The following is a 16883-nucleotide window of genomic DNA, read 5'->3' on the forward strand; positions in this document are numbered from 1 at the left end:
TACACTCGGTCAAGACGAATGGCCAGAAAGCCCGAGTCGATTTATTTCCGATACATGAAAGTTGTACAGCCCATAGTTTCTAAGGTTACGGCCCGTCGGGATGTTGACCTCTTCGGGGATGATGCCGCTGCAGTTGAAGCAGGCAATGAAAGGCTCCGGTTGGTCCACGCCGGCCAGTTTTTCAGTGAACAGATGTGTATCTGACAGCACCCTTTCAGCTTGTCCCGGGTAGAGCGCCACGATTGAGTTGAGCACGCGGACTTCTCCATGAGCCCCTGGCCCTCCGGCATGCACGGGAATGATGCTGTTGGATTTCTCGATGTGCGTGGCGATGAGGTGCTGGGTGGGTTGCTGGAGTTCGTGCAGGGTCTCGACCGTCCTGCTCAGCGTCGGTTCGAGCTTCAACACATCAGGATCCATCTCGAGTCGATGGGTCTCATTGGCTTTCGTAGCGCTGTATCGTTCGGCGAGGTCGGCCAGGTATTCAGCGGTATTGCCGATCTTGTAGCTGCCGAAAGTCAGGTAGAACCTCTCGCTTGTGGCGGAGCCGTCATAACTTTTGTCCACGCCGCGGTATTCCTGCGGGCCGGATTTGGGTCCAGTGAGATTGTAGTACTCGTTGAGGCCCACATCGTTGTCCCCCTTGCGATCCAGGACTACGCCATAGGAGTGAACGACCAGTCCCTTGCGTTGGGTTTTGCTGAAGTTGGGGCTGGCGCCGGGCTCGGAAGGGGGGGCTCGATGAACCCTGGCACGTCTGTTGGCCGGTATTGTCGTTGGCTCCATCATCCTCTGGGAACGGGCGTGGCCATCAGCTTTCATCCATTGGATGACATCGTCCTTCACCCATCCCTGGTGGTCGACGAACCTGAGGGGGTTGTTCCCCACCATGCCATACAGGTTCAACCCATCGACCGCCCCCGCCGGGTCGGGGCTGATCCAGCGCTGCAGCCACGGCGCGTAATAGCGTTGCCCGTAGTAATACAGGCCGCTGGCATCGCGCTCCTTGCCGGAGTAGCGAAGGGTCCGGTAGTCGGCTTCCACGGCCGAACGGGACGCCGCCCAAGCGGTGGCTCCATAAGGCAGGTAGCTTTCCTGGCTGATCAGGTCGCCCTGATCGTCCAGTTCCAGTGCGCTTGAACCCAGATGGTCGCCGAAGCTGTAGCGCAATGGATTGGCGGCGATGGCGGACGGTCGGCCTTGAGTCCAGTGCAGGTAGCGCACGCTGCAGCGACCCGCTTGCAGGGTAATGACTTCCAGGCGTTCGTTATCTCGCGTGCGAATTTCCAGGCCCGGCAGATAACGGACCTCCCGGGTGTGGACCCGCGTCGCGCCCAGGGTCGTCTGGATCTTGCGGATGCGTTGACCGCCGCTGTCGTAGCGATAGCGCTCGATGTCATCGGACGCGTTTTCACGCCGCACCAACACCACACTGTCGAGCTGATTGCGCAGGTTCCAGGTCAGCGCCTGGCCCGGGGCTAGCGCCTGCTGATTACCGTTGGCATCGAAGTCCACTGCCTGGTCGGGCGTCGAGTGGCCTTTGTTCCAGGCGCGCAGGCGATTGCTCGCGGCGGCCACGTTCAGTGTTCGGGTGTAGTGATTGCCGTCGCGACGATGGCGCAGTTCGATCAGGTTGCCGCCAGCATCGTATTCGTAGTGTTCGGTGAAATTGAACAGCTGCCCGGGGTCGATGGGTAGTTTGCCGAGGGCTGGAAGGTCCGGGGGGCTGGACAATCCGGCCGCCTCGCGGCCCGTCGCGCCGGTCAATTGATACAGGCTGTCGTAGGTGAATGTGCTGGAGGCGTCGACCCGTTGGTTGTTGCCGAACTGCACCGGTTGGGCCTTGTCCTCCAGGTGCGTCACATTCCCCACCGGGTCGCAAGTGTAGTGCAGATCCTGCAAGATCCTGGCCGCCAGCGATGTGCGCAGCGCGGTCAGTCTGCCGTTGGCCGGATCGTACACGGCGCGACTGACGACACCGTTGCCGGCCGTCTGGGACTCGATCTGGCCGGACGCGTTGTAGACGAGATCGCTCACGATGACTTTTTCGGTCGCCGTATTTCTTATCAGCAGGCCCATGGATTTGAGCTGACCCGCGACATCGAACGCGTAGCGCTGCTGGTGCTGGGCGGCATCGGTCTGCTGGATAAGCTCGGCGAGGGCGTCGTAGGACCAGCTCGTGGTGTAGCCGTCGCCCGGTTCCAGCAGGCGGTCGCGGTCTTTTTCATCCTCTGGCCAGTCGGGTCGTTCGGTCACGGCCAGCAGATGTCGGGTCTGGCTCAGGGGTTTGGCGCAAAGCCCATAGTCATGGATCAGCAGGGTACCGGCGCTGTCATCGTGACGGATCAACGCACCGCACCGGTTGCGCACCGCGGACTTCGGCGAGCTGTCGCCGTATTGCAGGCATTCGACTTTGCGCGGCACGTCGTTTGCCGCTTGTTCATGGACGGCGGTCATGCGCAGTTGCGTGTCGTAGGTGGTTCGCCAACAGGTGCCTCGCTGATCCCAGCTGTGCAGTATCTGTCCGGCATCGCCTGGCAGGAACAAGCGCCAGCCGGCATCGATGCTGTCGAGCAACAGGGTCTTGCCGGACAAGCTGTAGACAGTCTGCAGGTTCGCCCCGCCCGTCGCCTTGGCAAACAGCCGAGGATCGCGCTGCGCCACCTGTCGTCCCGCCACGTCGTAGTCTTGCTGGGCAATGCGCGCCTGGGCGGCTTCCTCGGCGTCGCGCCGGTAGTAAGCGACTTGCCGCACGGGCAGGCCTCGGCCGTCGACGACGTTGATCGTCGGTGTCTTGTGATGAAGGCGTGCGTTCATGCGCCACCTCCGGCCGTGGCGGCGTGTTCGGACTGGACTTCTTGCAGCGTGTCATTTTCGTCCTCGTCCACGGTGTACCAGGGATGACGGGTGTGGCGCCGCATGTAGGAGAGGCCGGCTTGCGGGGCCAGGCGCGTGAGGGTGGGGCGCCCGAGGGCATCGTAGAACTGCCGGTCGCAATGGCCGAATTGCCGCAAGGACACATCGTTGATGCAGCGATGTTGATCGGCGAAATAAGGGCGGTAGATGCGCACCGCCAGACCCTTGCTGTTGTATTCCACCCGTTCGCTGACCCGCCAGCGCCTTGCGGCGATCTGCTCCATGGGCGTTCCATCCGTCAGCGTCAGGTCGCCCTTGGCGTCGACGACATAAGCCAGGCCCGGTTCGACCAGTTGCTTGCTTTGCAGGGTTCGCCCGAAGCCATCGAAGCAGGTGACAGCGATGCGGATCTGTTTTTGGTCGTCATCGGGGTAGCGGTCGGCGACCAGTGTGGCGATGTGCATCGGTTCACGCGACGCGGCGTCGAGTTCGTTCTTCAGCTTGAGGTCATCGGCGGAGAGCACCTGAAGCTCCGCTAGCCGGACTCGAGCCGACGCGCAGATATGCCCGGCGGGGAGCAGGTCGCCGTTGCTCACGCAGCGCGCCAGCCAGTCGGTGTCCGCCAGGGCTGCCTTCGATACGCAACCCATCCAACTGAAGGGCGCGTAATAAAGCGCCGTGGCCGCGTCTTGCAACGCGTCCCGGCTTTGGCTGATGGCCTCTGTGGGGCTGCTGAACGGTGGCTGTTTGAACTGTGCGAGCGGCTTGAAACCTGCGCGTGCGTGGTGCTCGCCGCCATAAAAAGAAGTGGCCAATACTTGGCCGAAAGCATCGATCAGGCCTTCCTGGACATTGCCGTTGGGGTCGTTGATGTGCTGCGGCTGGAGTGAGCGGTAATCGTAGATCGCTTCGGTGGTACAACCATCAGGCTGTTGGAGCCGGGTGATAACGCAGTGGTGGGTGTCGTGGCTGATCTCGATTACGCCATGGCTTTCGCTCGGCTGTAGGGTGCGGATTTTGTAGAAACCGTCCCATGGGGCATAAGTCGCGAAGCCGCTTTTGACTGACCAGAGTCGTACGGGGCGGCTGCTCGCGGGAAGAAAATCGGCCATGCGGTGATAATGATTGCGTTCGAGCATTTTTCCCTTGGGGCGTGTTTCCTGGGGCAGCAGCCGGAAGGCCTTGAGGGCGGTTTCGTCCAGCTCGGCGCTTTCCAGATGGTCGGCCAGGGCCTGGAAGTCCGCGACGCCATCCGCCAGGGTGGCTGCGCTCGAAGCGTCCTTGTAGCGCTGCACGGTCAGGCCGGTGAGCACGCTCTGGTCCGTCCAGGTCGTTTGCTCCGCGCGTTCGCTGAGGGTTTCGAAAGTCAACGCCTGCGGCGCCAGCCCACCAGGCTCGGGAGCCTTGGGGCAGCGCAACGCCTGGGTGCGCTGGCGATAAGGCAGGCCCAACCGCCACCCTTGGGGCGCTGGCAGGTGGATGAACTCGGCCCGAGTCTCGTTCAGGTAGTAAAACTGCTGCGCCGGATCATGGGCATCGCGCCACCACCGTTGCTGATCAGCATCGCTGAACGGTGGGGCATCGTCGGCGGTTTTCCTGCGGGCGTAATGGATGTCCAGGCGGTGAGTGAGGGCGCCGTACAGGTCGTGTTGCAGGTTCAAGGTGTGCAGGCACTGCGGGTCATCGGCGATGCCTTCGTATTGATACGTGATGGACTCCAGCGGCAGCGGTAGCATTCGAGTGTAGGACCGATGGCTGTCGGGCGCTTGCAGCAGGCGTACGCGATAGCGGTGTTCCTGGACCGAGTACAGGGTCCGGGTTTTCCGGCGCCTGTCGACCCCGAATGTCTCGCTTCGCAGCACCTGGCCACTCAGGGCGCGGGCCATTTCAATGTGGGTGGCTGCGGCTGGCGCGGACATGGGGATGTCGCGCCCGGTCTCCTCTTGGTATTGGCAAAGCAGCGCGTTGCCCAGCGCCATGGCTTGCGGGTCGTCGTGGTTGTAGCCGATACGGGGCATGTCCACCGTTTGTCCGGTGTGAAACCAGGTCTTTTTCAGGCTGGGCATCGTAAAACCCTGGGAATCGGCATCGTCGGGGATGGTTTCATTGTCGGTTTCCAGCACCAGGCCGAAGCCGCGAAACTCGCGCTCGACACCGTCGTAGTAGCCTTGGCGGTAGGCGAATTTGCAGGTCAATCGATTGTCGGTGATTTCATCCACCCGGGTCTGGCTCGACACCAGATGCAACGCCAGGGGCACATGACAGACCGCAGGCGTGCCGGCCTTGTCATGGGCGGCTTTTTCATCCAGCCACTCCTGCGCCGAGCTGCGGTAGCGGACGGTTTCGCTGGCGCCCATGTTGTTGTGGGTGCCGGTGAGCAGATACGGTTTCGCCTCGACGAAATCGTAGCGCCAGTGTTGCGGTGTGATGTGCGGCACGCTCAGGATCAGGCTGGAGCAGCCGAGCCCCTGCAGGTCGGCGATGCTCACCTGGCATAAATGGTCGTAACGCAGCCCGGGAGGCCAGGGCAGGGCGACCGCAGGGCGGAAACCCTGGCCACAGCGGTTCATGAAGATCAGTGCCTGGTCGGCTTGCAGATAGATCAGGTCGACGGCGCCGGAGCCATCCAGATCCGCCAGGCGGATGCGCGAGGCATCGAAGGTTTCGTAGGCCAACCCGGGAAAGTCCAACACGATGCCCTTGCCGAAGCTCCCATGGCCCAGGTTTGGCCAGCACCGCACTTCGTTGTGACGAATGCGCACCAAGTGTTGCTGGCCGCTGCCCAGCACATCGCTGAACGCCACCAGTTCGCCGGGCGCTGCGCGCAATACCGCCAGGGCATCTTCATGCTCGTCGCGAGCGACTTCCAGCGGGGCGGCAAAACCGTGCTCTCGCTGGTTGACGTACAGGCGAACGCTGCGCGGGCCGATCAATACCAGGTCAGCAAGCCCTTCTCCCGACAGGTCGGCCAATTGCCCTTGGGGGTTGAAAAACTCTGTCGGAAGCGCGTTGAACGTGGCGAAGTTCGACCAGCTTCGATCGGCGCCAAGGGAGAAAAAACCGCTCAGCCCCGGTTGGGCCACGAGCCAGTCCAAGCGGCCGTCTCCGGTGAGGTCGCTCAATGACTGGCGTACCGGTTTTGTAAGGTCGACAACCGGGATGACGGGCAGTGTTCGCCACGGCGCGTAAGCCACGTTGTCGCCTTTGGCCTTGGCCCGCACGGGTTCGCGGTAATGCCAGCCCCCGTCACCTTGGTAGAGCACGCCCGGCAGGCCCTCGCCGTACAAGTCCACCAGTTGATAACGCTGACCATCATTGAGCCCCGGCATGTCTGCAAAACGCTGCCAGGCGCGGGTCTCCGGCCGGAGCTTGAATGCGCTGTAGCTGAATTCGATGGGCGGCCGGCTATCGACGGTGGCTGAGTCGCCGAAGGCCTGGTCATGGGCGGCGCTCAACTGGTGATACCCCAGGGATGCCTGGCGATAATCAAGCAACAGGCGACGCACCAGGACCGGGGCGGCGCCCAATTCCTCGGGAAAACGGTGAAACATCAGGACCTGGCGGCACAGGCGTTCGGTGCGCAGTTCAAAACCGTAGGCGAAGCTGGAAAAACCGTCGCTGCGGGTTGCCCACTGCTGGCCTTCGTACGGCGGTTTCTGTGCGTAGGCCATGGTCCGTTCGCCATAGTCGAAGACCAGTTCGAAGTGCCATTGCACAGCGGCGAGCCGGTCTGTTTTCCATGAGTACAGGTGCGGATCGGCCTTGAAATTGCCATAGCACACTTGTCTCAAATAGCGCTGGGCCGTTGTGTCGGCCTTGTACTGGTAGAGGATGTGTTCGCCGTAAGCGTTCAGGCTTTCCTCCAGCAGCCATTCGCCGACACGGTTTTTGTCCAGAGGATCGGCTCGGCGGGAGGTGGGGTTCTTTCCGAACAGGTGCAGGCTGCCATCGGCACTGTGCACCAGCCAGAAGCCCGGTGTGTCGTCGGACGAGGACCAATGTTCGATGCGGTCGAAGCTGCTTTCGATTCGGGGGAAATACCGTGTGACGCTGTAGCGCGTCCCCAGGTCCAGATCGTTGTATCGATCGATGCGGGTTGTGGCGATGGCGCCTTGCCGGTCACGCTCGGGCAGCCAGACCACCCCGTTGGGGCCGATGATGTCGTCCTCCTCGGTATAGGCCGGCACGCCCTTGCTGGTGCGTCGCGCCACGCAGGGCAGCGACAGTCCCCAACCGATGCCGAACACGCCGTTGCCGAGCGAGCTGGCATAGCTCAAGGACAAGGGCGGAGCAAAGCCGCGCCCCGGTGAGATCGGCAGTGCAAGTTCGTAGGACGCCTTACCGTGGGCGCCGATGGCGGCCCAGCCTTTGCCAATACTTTGAATGGCGCCACCGCCCTTGGGCAATGACGGCGCGGTGACGGGCAGTAGCGGTTGCTCGGTCATGGCGCACCTCCGCCGACCCTGGCCGTGTAGCTGACATGGATGATGACGTCGGTCAGTGAGTCAAGCAGGTCTTTTTGCGCTTCGGGGTTCGGGAAGGTCAGTTGCCACCTGGAGATGGCGCCAGTGTGTTCGAACGGCAGGTAGCGGTCATCGTTGAAATTCAGCGTGAACAGGCCGTTGTCGTCGACGCCCGTCGACAGGGCAATCTGCTGGTTGGCGCGTCGGCTCTCCAGGGTTTTGCCACCGTCACCCGGCGAGAGAAACACCTTGCTGGCGGTCTGGGTCAGCGTGGCTCGAATGTTTTCATAAGGACCGATGAGGGCCGGCAGGGACACGCTGATGGTCTTGATCCGCCGCAGGTAGTGTTGCTGATCCTTGTAGTCGTCTTCGAACAATGAGTGGGGCAGCTCGAATTCGCAGGTGCCATTCTTCAAGTCGGCGTGGATCTGCGGCCACGCCTTGTTGAGGGGGCTGGTTGGGGTTTGGCGCTTGAGCTCACGCAGCGACACGGTCTTGCGTATCTCCAGTTCCCGCTCGTGGCGTCGCAGGTATTCGGCGTGCATCTTCAACAGGTTCATCTTCAGCAGCTCGCCAGCGCCCAGCCCGCGATAGGTCGCATGCCAGGCACCGGGTTGGATGAAGCGCGTGTCGAAGTCGGCGATTTCATACTGCCAACAGGCTTCGGCCGCCAGGCACAGCGCCAGCGTGGCGTCGTAGGCCTGGCGATAGAGCGCGGCAAACTGGCTGTTCAGCCATTGGTACAGTTGTGCCTTGGTAAAGCGTTTGCTGAGAAACTCATAGCTGGCCTTGGCTTGGCTCAGGGTGGATTCGGCCAGGCGCAGTTGCAGGCGCGTGGCGGTTTCCTGTTCGGTGAATTGCGCCAGTTGTGCGTCGATCTGGGTCAGTTCGAGTTGTGCCTGATCCCATGCATGATGCCATTCGTCCCGGCGGCGATTGAATACGGCTTGACGGTCAAGTTGGGCCGCTATCGTGCGGTCTATGATCGCGGCGCTATGGGCGGCCGCAGAGGCTGCGAGCGCCGGGCCCTCCCAACGGCTGCCGCCAATGCAGAACCCTGCAACGTTCGGAGTCACCATCAGCACGCCGGCCGCGACTTGGAAGGCCATTGCAGCGGCCTCCGCGGTGCCGCTGGCCACGTATAAGTAATTGACCGCTGTTTCGGTGCTACTCAGATCATCGTCCAGCAGTTTTTTGTAATGGGTGACGCGGTTTTGAACGGTGGCCTTGCTGGCCAGCAGCGCCTGGCGGTTTTGTCGGTCGACGTTCAAGGCCTGGCGTTGCAGGTCCAGCGCGATTTTCGCCAGGTCCCAGGCGTTCTGTTGTTGCAGCTCCTGCAACTGCGCCTGCTCCTTGCGCTCGATCAGCGACAGCAACGTGGCACCGAACTGGATGATGCTTTCAACGGCGTTCTGAGCCTGGCTGTGCATGACGCTGAAGCGATAGTGAGGAATGTGTACCGCCGGCAAGTGGGCCGTGGCACCGGCCGAGGTGGTCGGGGCACTGGCGCTGGCCAGGGCGCGAGGGTCCAGCGGAGCGGCGAATACCGGCAAATGCAGCGGCTTGCCGGCGATATCGAGGTTATGCCGCAGGTTGTACAGGCGACTTTCGGCGACGTCCCAGCATTTGAGCAGTTGCGGATTGAACGGCACGCGCAGATACGGGTTATCGATCGCCGCCAGGGCCGCTTGCGAACGGCCTTCCTGTGCAAGCGACGGCGGGCTGACGGTGGGCAGGGCCAGCCGGTTTTCAAAGCGGCGCAGGTCGTCATTGTTGGTGGTGCTCAAGCCGTGAAGGCTGACGGCCGTCCAGTGATCGGTCGGTTGAACAACTGGGCGTGGCCCCAGCAAGTCCAGTGTCCGGACGTACCAGAGCTTGGCTTCGCTGAGGCTGTCGGGCGTCAGCGCGCGGTACGCGGCGTCGCCTCGGTTGGTCAGGATGTCGAGGTACAGGAAGTACAGCGCCTTGCGAAAGTGCACGGGATGACTGCGGGCAATCTGATGGGGATCATGGGGTGCCTGGTGGGCATACGACGGCGTGTCACCGTCGAGCAAAGGGACGCTTCGCCAGCATTCGGCCTTCTCGCGGCCCGGGTCGAAGACATAGCGCAGCCAGCGCTCCGCTTCCTCGTAGCGATGCTCGGCGTTCAAGCGATGGGCGACCAGCCAGGGCACGTAGAGAAACAGTTCGGTGAAGTAACGGCCGTAGGGGCCATGAAAGTCCATCCGGTTGCTTGGATCACCGGGCAGGGCAGGTTCCGGCAGGTGTTGAGTGGTCCAGTCAAACAATTCATCCAGGCTGTTTTCGGTGCGCCGGATCAGTTCGGCGGCGAATACGGTGTTCAGTCTGATGGGGGGGCGTTTTTGGCTTTTGCCGTCGCTGTACTTGATGGTGGAATTGGCGAAGTCGATGAATTGGGTGGTGCCCAGGTTGGGTGTCGGTGTGGCGGTGATCGTCGGCGGTTGGAGGACCGTAGGTGCCAGGCTCAGTTTGATCGCTTTGAGGGCGAAGGAAATTGTTTGATACGGTCTGTCAGGGTTGACCAGCACAACTCCATACAACAAAGCCTCGCCGTCATAAATGTCTTCAACCCGCAAGAGGTGCCCATAGCTGCTGGGCAACTGTTTTACCAAGGGGGATGCGTCTACAGTCTGCAGCTTGCTAAACGATAACGACTCGTCCTCTAATCCGGCGGGTTGGCGAAAAATGACATATTTTCGGTGGAGCAATTGTTCTTTGTAGGAAAAGGCAGCCCGGGACTCGCTGCGTTGGATATTGCTCAGAAGCAACAAAGTAACCTTTCCGCGGGAGGTACTGGAGTCGCGCTCATTGTAGGTGTTGATCAAGTGGCGCACAGCCTCCACTGAGATCAGCTTTCCAGCCAGACTTGCTGCGGCTGAAGTCGTGAAACCAGGTGAATCCTTACTGTCCCGGATCACGTTGTTCAGGTTATCGATGGAGTACTGGAAAACCAGATCGCTGGGATCTGCGACATCCAGATAGAAAATTTCGGACCCGTCGCGAAGTGTTAGATAGGACGAGGAGGGCAGGTTTTCGTCGAGCGGAGGCAGAATTAGCTTAAGTCGACTTGGAAACGAGATGCGAATTTCACTCACCGCAGGGGGGAGAAACGTATCGTCGGCATGAACGAACAGTGTGGGGGGCGAGTCGATGGATTTGAAAACAGTCCCAGCCAGATGATCATCGAAATTCGAAAGTGTATTGATAATGTTTTTGGGCCGTGGAGTTGGAGAACCCTCAATTTCCTGGAAGGCCAATCTTGTTTGAAAGCGCTGGGTGTAAGGTTCGATGAACGTCGTATCAAGGAGGGTGTGTTCCCGTTTTTTTGGTTGTTCGTCTTCCGCCTGTTTGATCGTCGTTGAACTGTCAGGCTCATGGGAAAGATTTTTGTCGATGTAGGTTGTTCTGATAAAACTAAAGGCACTGGTCGGCGCGGACTCCGAGCCGGCTCTGGGCTTTTGTGCACATAAGGCCAGATACAGTGAGTCTTGCGAGCCCTTGCGGTGCTGCATCGCAACGGAACCTATCAACGGCCTGATCGCCTCCAGGCTCTGGCTGGCAAGCGTTTTGTCCTCGCAATAGCCTTGCAGGCCCACTCGTGGCGTACTCCACATGCCATCCTGTTTTTTGAAGCAATAGCTCAAGCGCAGTAGCGGATGACTCACACGGGGTGCAATGGCATCAGCGTCCGACGGCGCGCTGGAGGCCGACTGATCCTGATGGATGCATTCTGCCCAGACAACGAACAGGCGATTGTTGAACCAGACAGGACGAATCGAGTGTTCGACCGCGCTATCGGGGATCGGCACATCGGCTTTTTCCCAATCCGACCAGGCGTATGGATCCGGCTGATCCTGTTTGGAAGGGGGCGGTAACGTACTGTCCAGCGGACGTTGCGCCATGTTCAGCGAGCGCCAGAAGTAGGTGTTTTCGGTGCGGGACTTGGCGATGAAGTAGTAGGTGCTGTTGGCAAAGTCCTCGCCATCGATATAGCCGTTGAGCACCGTCAGGTTGGCCACTTCTTCGAATCGGGCCAGGTAGGCCAGGACCGCCGATTGAACCGCGTCGGGTTGAATCCGGTTCTGGTTGAGGGTGTTTTCCAGTTGCTGGAAGTTATCGCTCTTGTTGGCCCTCAGGGTCGGGTCCAGATACGTCGCGGGGAAGTAAAGCAACTGTTGGTGGGCGGCCCAGGTGGGGTACTGATGCAGTTCGTTGCGCCACGTCTGCCGGTGTTCGGCGGTGAAGTCCTCCGGGTCGTATCCGGGCTCCAGGTTCATCAAGATACGGTTGATGTATTGCTGCAGACTGGCAATGGCACAGGCGACCGGCGTGGTGGGCACATCCTGGCTGACCAGCACATCGAGCAGCCAGTACTCATAGAGATCATGGGCGTTCTTGAGCGGCGTGGCATTAGCGGGGGCGACGTCGTTCAGATAGAGCGCCAACAGTGCGTCGCGCAGGCTTTCATCGAGCTGCTTTTTTATGGCATCGGTCATATTCAATCCTTGAATTTAACGTGGGTACACCCGTCAATGGCAGGCGGCGATCAGCGCTTCACCGACTATTTTCCAATCCGATGCAGGGCTGGTGGCTTTCAGTCGGAGCGCCTTGATCAGCAGGTTTGCCGACAGTCCCGTTTGCTGGCTGCACGCCTGGCAGCGCATGATCCAATCCACTGCTTCCATTGAGTTTGCGCGTCTTGTGTCCAGTGACGCCGTCAGGGAACTCACTTCTTCGACACTCCAGTTCAACAGCTTGGCCAGCAGGCCATTGGCTTCTTTTTCCGAATGTTCCTGGTTGGCCACTTGCAGGTAGTGCAACAGGTTCTCTTCCGACTGGGCCTGATGGCGGGCGCAATGACTGAAGCATTCGAGCAGATACAGTGTGTGAGGCCTCAGGGTTGCGGATAGGCGCGGGGCCAGCCATGTCGGATTTTCCATCAGGGCCTTCAGCGTGCTGCTGCTCAGGTGCAAACGTTGGCAAGCCTCGGCCGTGCGCAATACCGTCGCCAATAACGGGGGCATTGCTCCCGGGGCTTGCTTGATGGCCGCGACGATCGCCCTTGCGTCGGTGCCGGCCATTTGTAATACGCCAGGGACGTATTCGGCTGGCAGGTCCGCAATGTCATGCAGCAGGAGCTCCACCTGATGCGGATGATCTTGGGAGGCGTTGGTGTCTGCCTGGAATTTGGCCAAGCGTTTTTCCAGGTTTTGATTCAGCGGCCAGTCATTGCTGCTGACGTTGAACAGGCGACACCATTGCAACACGTCCCGATTGTTTTGCCTGAGCCAGTCAACGGCCCAATCCATGGCCATCAGGACATCGAGAATGTCCGACTTTGTGGAATCGACGGTTCTCAGCTCCCCTTTCACCAATGCCTTGCAGAAATCCTCCCCGCCGAGCAATCGGGCCAGCTCGGTACATTCAAGAGGGGAGAGCCGGAACATCCGGGCGATACGGGCTTGGCGATACAGGGCCGAAACCGTGGGCAAATCGTATTCCAGTGACAAGTACCGACTGGCCTGTTCCGTCAGCAGCAACAGCGAATCTGGCGCAACGGGAAGGCCAAGGCCGGCGCTGAGGTAACTGAAGGTCTGCTCGTCCCTGGCGGTCAGGCTCCGCCTGGGGGCGCCCCACATGGGGCTTTTGAGCAGTTGGGTGCGATTGAACACCTGATCGAACAGCGACACCCGATCCCCGCAAGCGTGGGTGGGCATGTCGTGCAGGAACGCAGCGAATTCTTCAGGGGCGATGCCATGGCGCCGGTTCAGGTACCGATAGACGCCCAGCGTGCGCAAGGTGTTGGCGCTGAGCGTTTCGAGCATTTCCGAGCGTTGGACATTGAAGACCAACGTGTCCAGTTCGGCAACGGGAATACCGGTCCAGCGATGCAGGCGGATCATGCGCTGCAAACGGTCGAAACGTTCAGGGGAGTTGTGGGTGAAGACCTTCTGCTCTGCTTGGGTCTCGATCGCCAGGGCAGGGGTTGCGCCGCCGTTGATGTAGCTGGCGCCGTAATGTGTCCGGGTGGAAAGGGGGCTGTCGTTTGACGTTCGTGGCCTGCATTTGCCTTGCGCCAGCAGTTCCTCAACCTGTTCCGTCGTGAGCCCGGTGCGCTCCTTGAAGAACTCAAGCTCACTCAAGCGTAGGAGGTTATCCGTGCCGTAGTATGTTTTCAATGTGCTGAGGTTGCCCTGCGAGGCGGTCGGTGCAATGAGCAGCGCCTGCTGCGCGGGGCTCAACCCGGACAGGAGTTTTTGCGCTTGTGCAGAATCGACGAATACGTTCCCATAAAAATGTCGGCGCTCTGAAAATGGCAGGTTCAGGCTCACCCGATAATTCAGCTCGCCCAGCGTCGGCGTGCCCGTGCCCAGCCCAAGCACACATTGGTGATGGTGCAGATCGTAGGGCAGCGAGAAGGGGTAGGGTGCGCTGGCCAGTACCTGGTGAACGGTCCTGTTCTCGTGGGTGTTTGCCAGGTGCGCCTCGATATTGCTGCGCAGGGTGTCGTTGATGATGTCGAGCATCGGGCGGGTCACGAAGGCACTCTGGCGATCGAGCATCAGTGCCTTGAGGTCCGGGCGCCGTTGCGCCAAGGTGATTCTGTCGGCGTGGGGCGAGCGGTTTTCCAGCTCCCCGGCAAACAGATACAACGCCCGCAGATACGCCACGGGCGAGTCGATTGCCGCGATATCACCCTCGCTGCAGAACTGATCCCAATTCTCTTCGAACAGCGCCTGATAGCCGGTCGGCTCTGACGTCGAGCCTGCCTTCAGGCCGCGCTTGCTCCGTGGCGGGTTGGCGCCGGAGGATACTCGATGCTCCTGATACAGGCGGCTGATTTGCCGGGCATGGTTCGTCGCGTTGTCGTAGACCTGTGCACCGTCCGCGTCGCTATGCCTGGCGAGTGCCTGGGTGAACTGCGTCTTGCTCATGCGCGCGATGTCGAAGACCGACGTCACCTCCATATGTTGCAGGGCGGTTTGCAGATCGGCTTTTGTGGCGTCCGCTCCGTCTGGGGAGCCAACGAGCCTGTGCAGCAGCGAGTCGTTGCGTACGTCCATGTGTTGCCATCTCCTGTGCGAACGGAATGTGCTTGTTCAAGCGAAAACCGTACAGGAGCGGGCAAAGAAAGGCGGTAGGACAGGGGGCGGGAGTTTTGTACGAAAGAGCGATTCGTGGGTGGCGCGGATGCAAGTCCTGTGGGAGCGGGCTTACTCGCGAAGGCGTCGGATCAGCCAGCATTGATGTTGACTGACCCACCGCTTTCGCGAGCAAGCTCGCTCCCACAGGGTTTGTGCCTGGCGCGCAGTTGCAGGACACAGCAGACCCAGGGTGGGAGCGAGCTTGCTCGCGATAGCGGTGGGTCTGCTGGCATTGATGTTGACTGACCCAGCGCTTTCGCGAGCAGGCTCGCTCCCACAGTGGGTCAGGCAAAATCGGGGTGGGTGTCAGACGCGGAAGTGGCTGACCATCATCTGCAACTGATTCCCCAACCGTGCCAGTTCAACACTGGAAGCGGCGGTTTCTTCGCTGGCGGCGGCGGTCTGTTCGGACACGTCGCGCACGTTGATGATGCTGCGGCTGATCTCCTCGGCCACGGCGCTTTGCTGCTCGGCGGCGGCTGCGATCTGCTGGTTCATCGACTGGATGTTGGACACCGTGCGGGTGATGTTTTCCAGCGACGCACCGGCCTTGCGAGTCAGGGCCACGCTGCTGTCGGTGAGGCTGCGGCTGTTGTTCATCACCGCGGCCACTTGCTGGGTACCGTTCTGCAGGCCGGCCACCAGGCCTTCGATTTCCTCGGTGGATTTCTGCGTACGCTGGGCCAGGCCACGGACTTCATCGGCCACCACGGCGAAACCACGCCCGGCTTCACCGGCCCGTGCCGCTTCGATCGCGGCGTTGAGCGCCAGCAGGTTGGTCTGCTCGGCCACGGCCTTGATCACGTCCATGACGCTACCAATCTTGTCGCTTTCCTGTTGCAGCACGGTCATGGCGTCGGTGGAGCGCACCACTTCGCTGGCCAGGCGTTCGATCTGGGCGATGGCTTCGCTGACTACCTTGTCACCGGCACGGGCTTCGCCGTCGGCGGCGGCCGCGGCCTGGGAGGCCTCTTCGGCATTGCGGGCCACTTCCTGGACCGTGGCGGTCATCTCGTGCATGGCGGTCGCGACCTGATCGGTCTCGACTTTCTGGCTGTTGACCCCGGCGCTGGTCTGCTCGGTCACGGCGGACAGTTCTTCGGCGGCACTGGCGATCTGGGTCACGCCGTCGCGGATGCCGCTGATCAAGTCACGCAGGGTCACGCCCATGCGGGCGATGCCTTGTTGCAGCACACCCAGTTCATCGCGGCGGGTGACGTTGACGTTCTGCGACAGGTCGCCGCCGGCAATGCGTTCGACCACGGCCAGGGTTTCACGCAGCGGGCCGGTGATCTGGCGCGTGATGATCACGGCTGCGATGACGCCGACCAGCAACGCCAGGAGGGTGCTGATCAATTGCAGGGTGCGGGCCTCGGCGCTTTCAGCATCACGACGGTCGAGTTGGATCTGGTACAGCTGCTCGCTCAGGGTCACGATGGTCGCGCCTTGGTCGGTCATTTCCTTGCGGGCCTGCACCACATCGGCGGTGGCCAGCTTGAACGCCTGCACGGCGCTGCGGTATTGGGTCAGGGCGTTTTCCAGCTGGCGCAGTTCATCCTGGCGGGTGCTGGAAAAAAGTTCGTTCAATGGCTTGAGCGAAGCGATGGCGGCGTCCAGTTGGGCGATGGCCTTGCGTTCGGTGTCGGCGTTGCTGTTGGCGGTGTAGCCGCGCACTTCATAGCGGGCCAGCATGAAGGCCTGCTTGGCCTCGGTGATGGCCTGGAACTGGGCGAAACGTTCATCGCTGAGGGCCATTTGGCGCACGTCGGCGTCGATGGTCTCGATCAGTTTGTAGGCGATCTCGGCGTTCGCGCCCATGACATCGCGGGCGCTGTTGCCGGTGCGGTAGGCGCTGCGCATTTTGTTCAGGGACACCTGATAGGCGCCGATGACTGCGCTCTGCTCCTTGAGCAACTTGACGTTTGCCGGGCTCTTGAAGCTGCTGAGCAGAGCGTTCTGCTGCGCGACGAAGCCATCGAGGGTGGTCTGCACATTTTGTGCGACGGTCTCGTCACCGTTGGCCAGCATGTATTGCAGGCGAACAACGCGCAGCTTGGTCAGGCCGGCGTTGAGCTGGGTGATATCGCTCATCCAGTTGCTGCGGTCGATCAGCCCGCCGAGGCTGGTCCAACTGGTCAGGGCCAGTAGGCAGGTCAGTACCAGCACCAGGCCAAAGCCCAGACCCAATTTCATGTTGACGCTAATGTTGCCGAACCAGCTGTTCATCAAATTCCTCCAGGAACGTTGTGCTGCTTGATCATCGATTGGCTGGAAGATTGTTGTTGTTAAGAGCCAGCAAGAACATGTAACAGGGCTGTATCGGCGACGGCCCCTGGATCTGAAGTTTTTTTTCACATCGCTTTCACTGCCTGCCTACGTCGGCCTCTCTACTGTCGCG

5 protein-coding genes and 1 pseudogene are annotated in these 16883 nt (G+C 60.9%); all 6 read right to left on the reverse strand.

What is annotated here, in order from left to right:
- Window positions 1-9: 9 nt before the first annotated feature.
- The gene (locus AD659_RS02915) at window positions 10-2817 is read right to left on the reverse strand and encodes an RHS repeat-associated core domain-containing protein (RefSeq protein WP_053118224.1); all 2808 of its coding nucleotides are present in this window, start codon (window positions 2815-2817) and stop codon (window positions 10-12) included.
- On the reverse strand, window positions 2814-7301 hold the full coding sequence (locus tag AD659_RS02920) for a SpvB/TcaC N-terminal domain-containing protein (RefSeq protein WP_053118226.1): 4488 nt from the start codon (window positions 7299-7301) through the stop codon (window positions 2814-2816). The genes AD659_RS02915 and AD659_RS02920 overlap by 4 nt, the downstream gene beginning before the upstream one ends.
- Window positions 7298-11836, reverse strand: coding sequence for a Tc toxin subunit A-related protein (locus AD659_RS02925; RefSeq protein WP_053118227.1), 4539 nt, complete (start codon window positions 11834-11836; stop codon window positions 7298-7300). The genes AD659_RS02920 and AD659_RS02925 overlap by 4 nt, the downstream gene beginning before the upstream one ends.
- A 33-nt stretch (window positions 11837-11869) precedes the next feature.
- Window positions 11870-14404: a Tc toxin subunit A gene (locus AD659_RS02930; protein ID WP_053118229.1), complete on the reverse strand. Its 2535-nt coding sequence runs from the start codon at window positions 14402-14404 to the stop codon at window positions 11870-11872.
- Between the two features lie 387 nt (window positions 14405-14791).
- Window positions 14792-15655, reverse strand: a complete 864-nt coding sequence (locus AD659_RS30435; RefSeq protein WP_413795590.1) for a methyl-accepting chemotaxis protein — start codon at window positions 15653-15655, stop codon at window positions 14792-14794.
- Window positions 15656-15697: 42 nt separating this feature from the next.
- Window positions 15698-16711, reverse strand: a pseudogene (locus tag AD659_RS30440) (methyl-accepting chemotaxis protein); the annotation flags it as partial.
- Between the last annotated feature and the right edge of the window lie 172 nt (window positions 16712-16883).

It is taken from the genome of Pseudomonas thivervalensis (assembly GCF_001269655.1).
Classification (GTDB): domain Bacteria; phylum Pseudomonadota; class Gammaproteobacteria; order Pseudomonadales; family Pseudomonadaceae; genus Aquipseudomonas; species Aquipseudomonas thivervalensis.

Coding starts and splice junctions, on each gene's coding strand:
- AD659_RS02930 (WP_053118229.1), bottom strand. CDS start 14,404: ATGGACGTACGCAACGACTCGCTGCTGCACAGGCTCGTTGGCTCCCCA.
- AD659_RS30435 (WP_413795590.1), bottom strand. CDS start 15,655: ATGGGCGTGACCCTGCGTGACTTGATCAGCGGCATCCGCGACGGCGTG.
- AD659_RS02925 (WP_053118227.1), bottom strand. CDS start 11,836: ATGACCGATGCCATAAAAAAGCAGCTCGATGAAAGCCTGCGCGACGCA.
- AD659_RS02915 (WP_053118224.1), bottom strand. CDS start 2,817: ATGAACGCACGCCTTCATCACAAGACACCGACGATCAACGTCGTCGAC.
- AD659_RS02920 (WP_053118226.1), bottom strand. CDS start 7,301: ATGACCGAGCAACCGCTACTGCCCGTCACCGCGCCGTCATTGCCCAAG.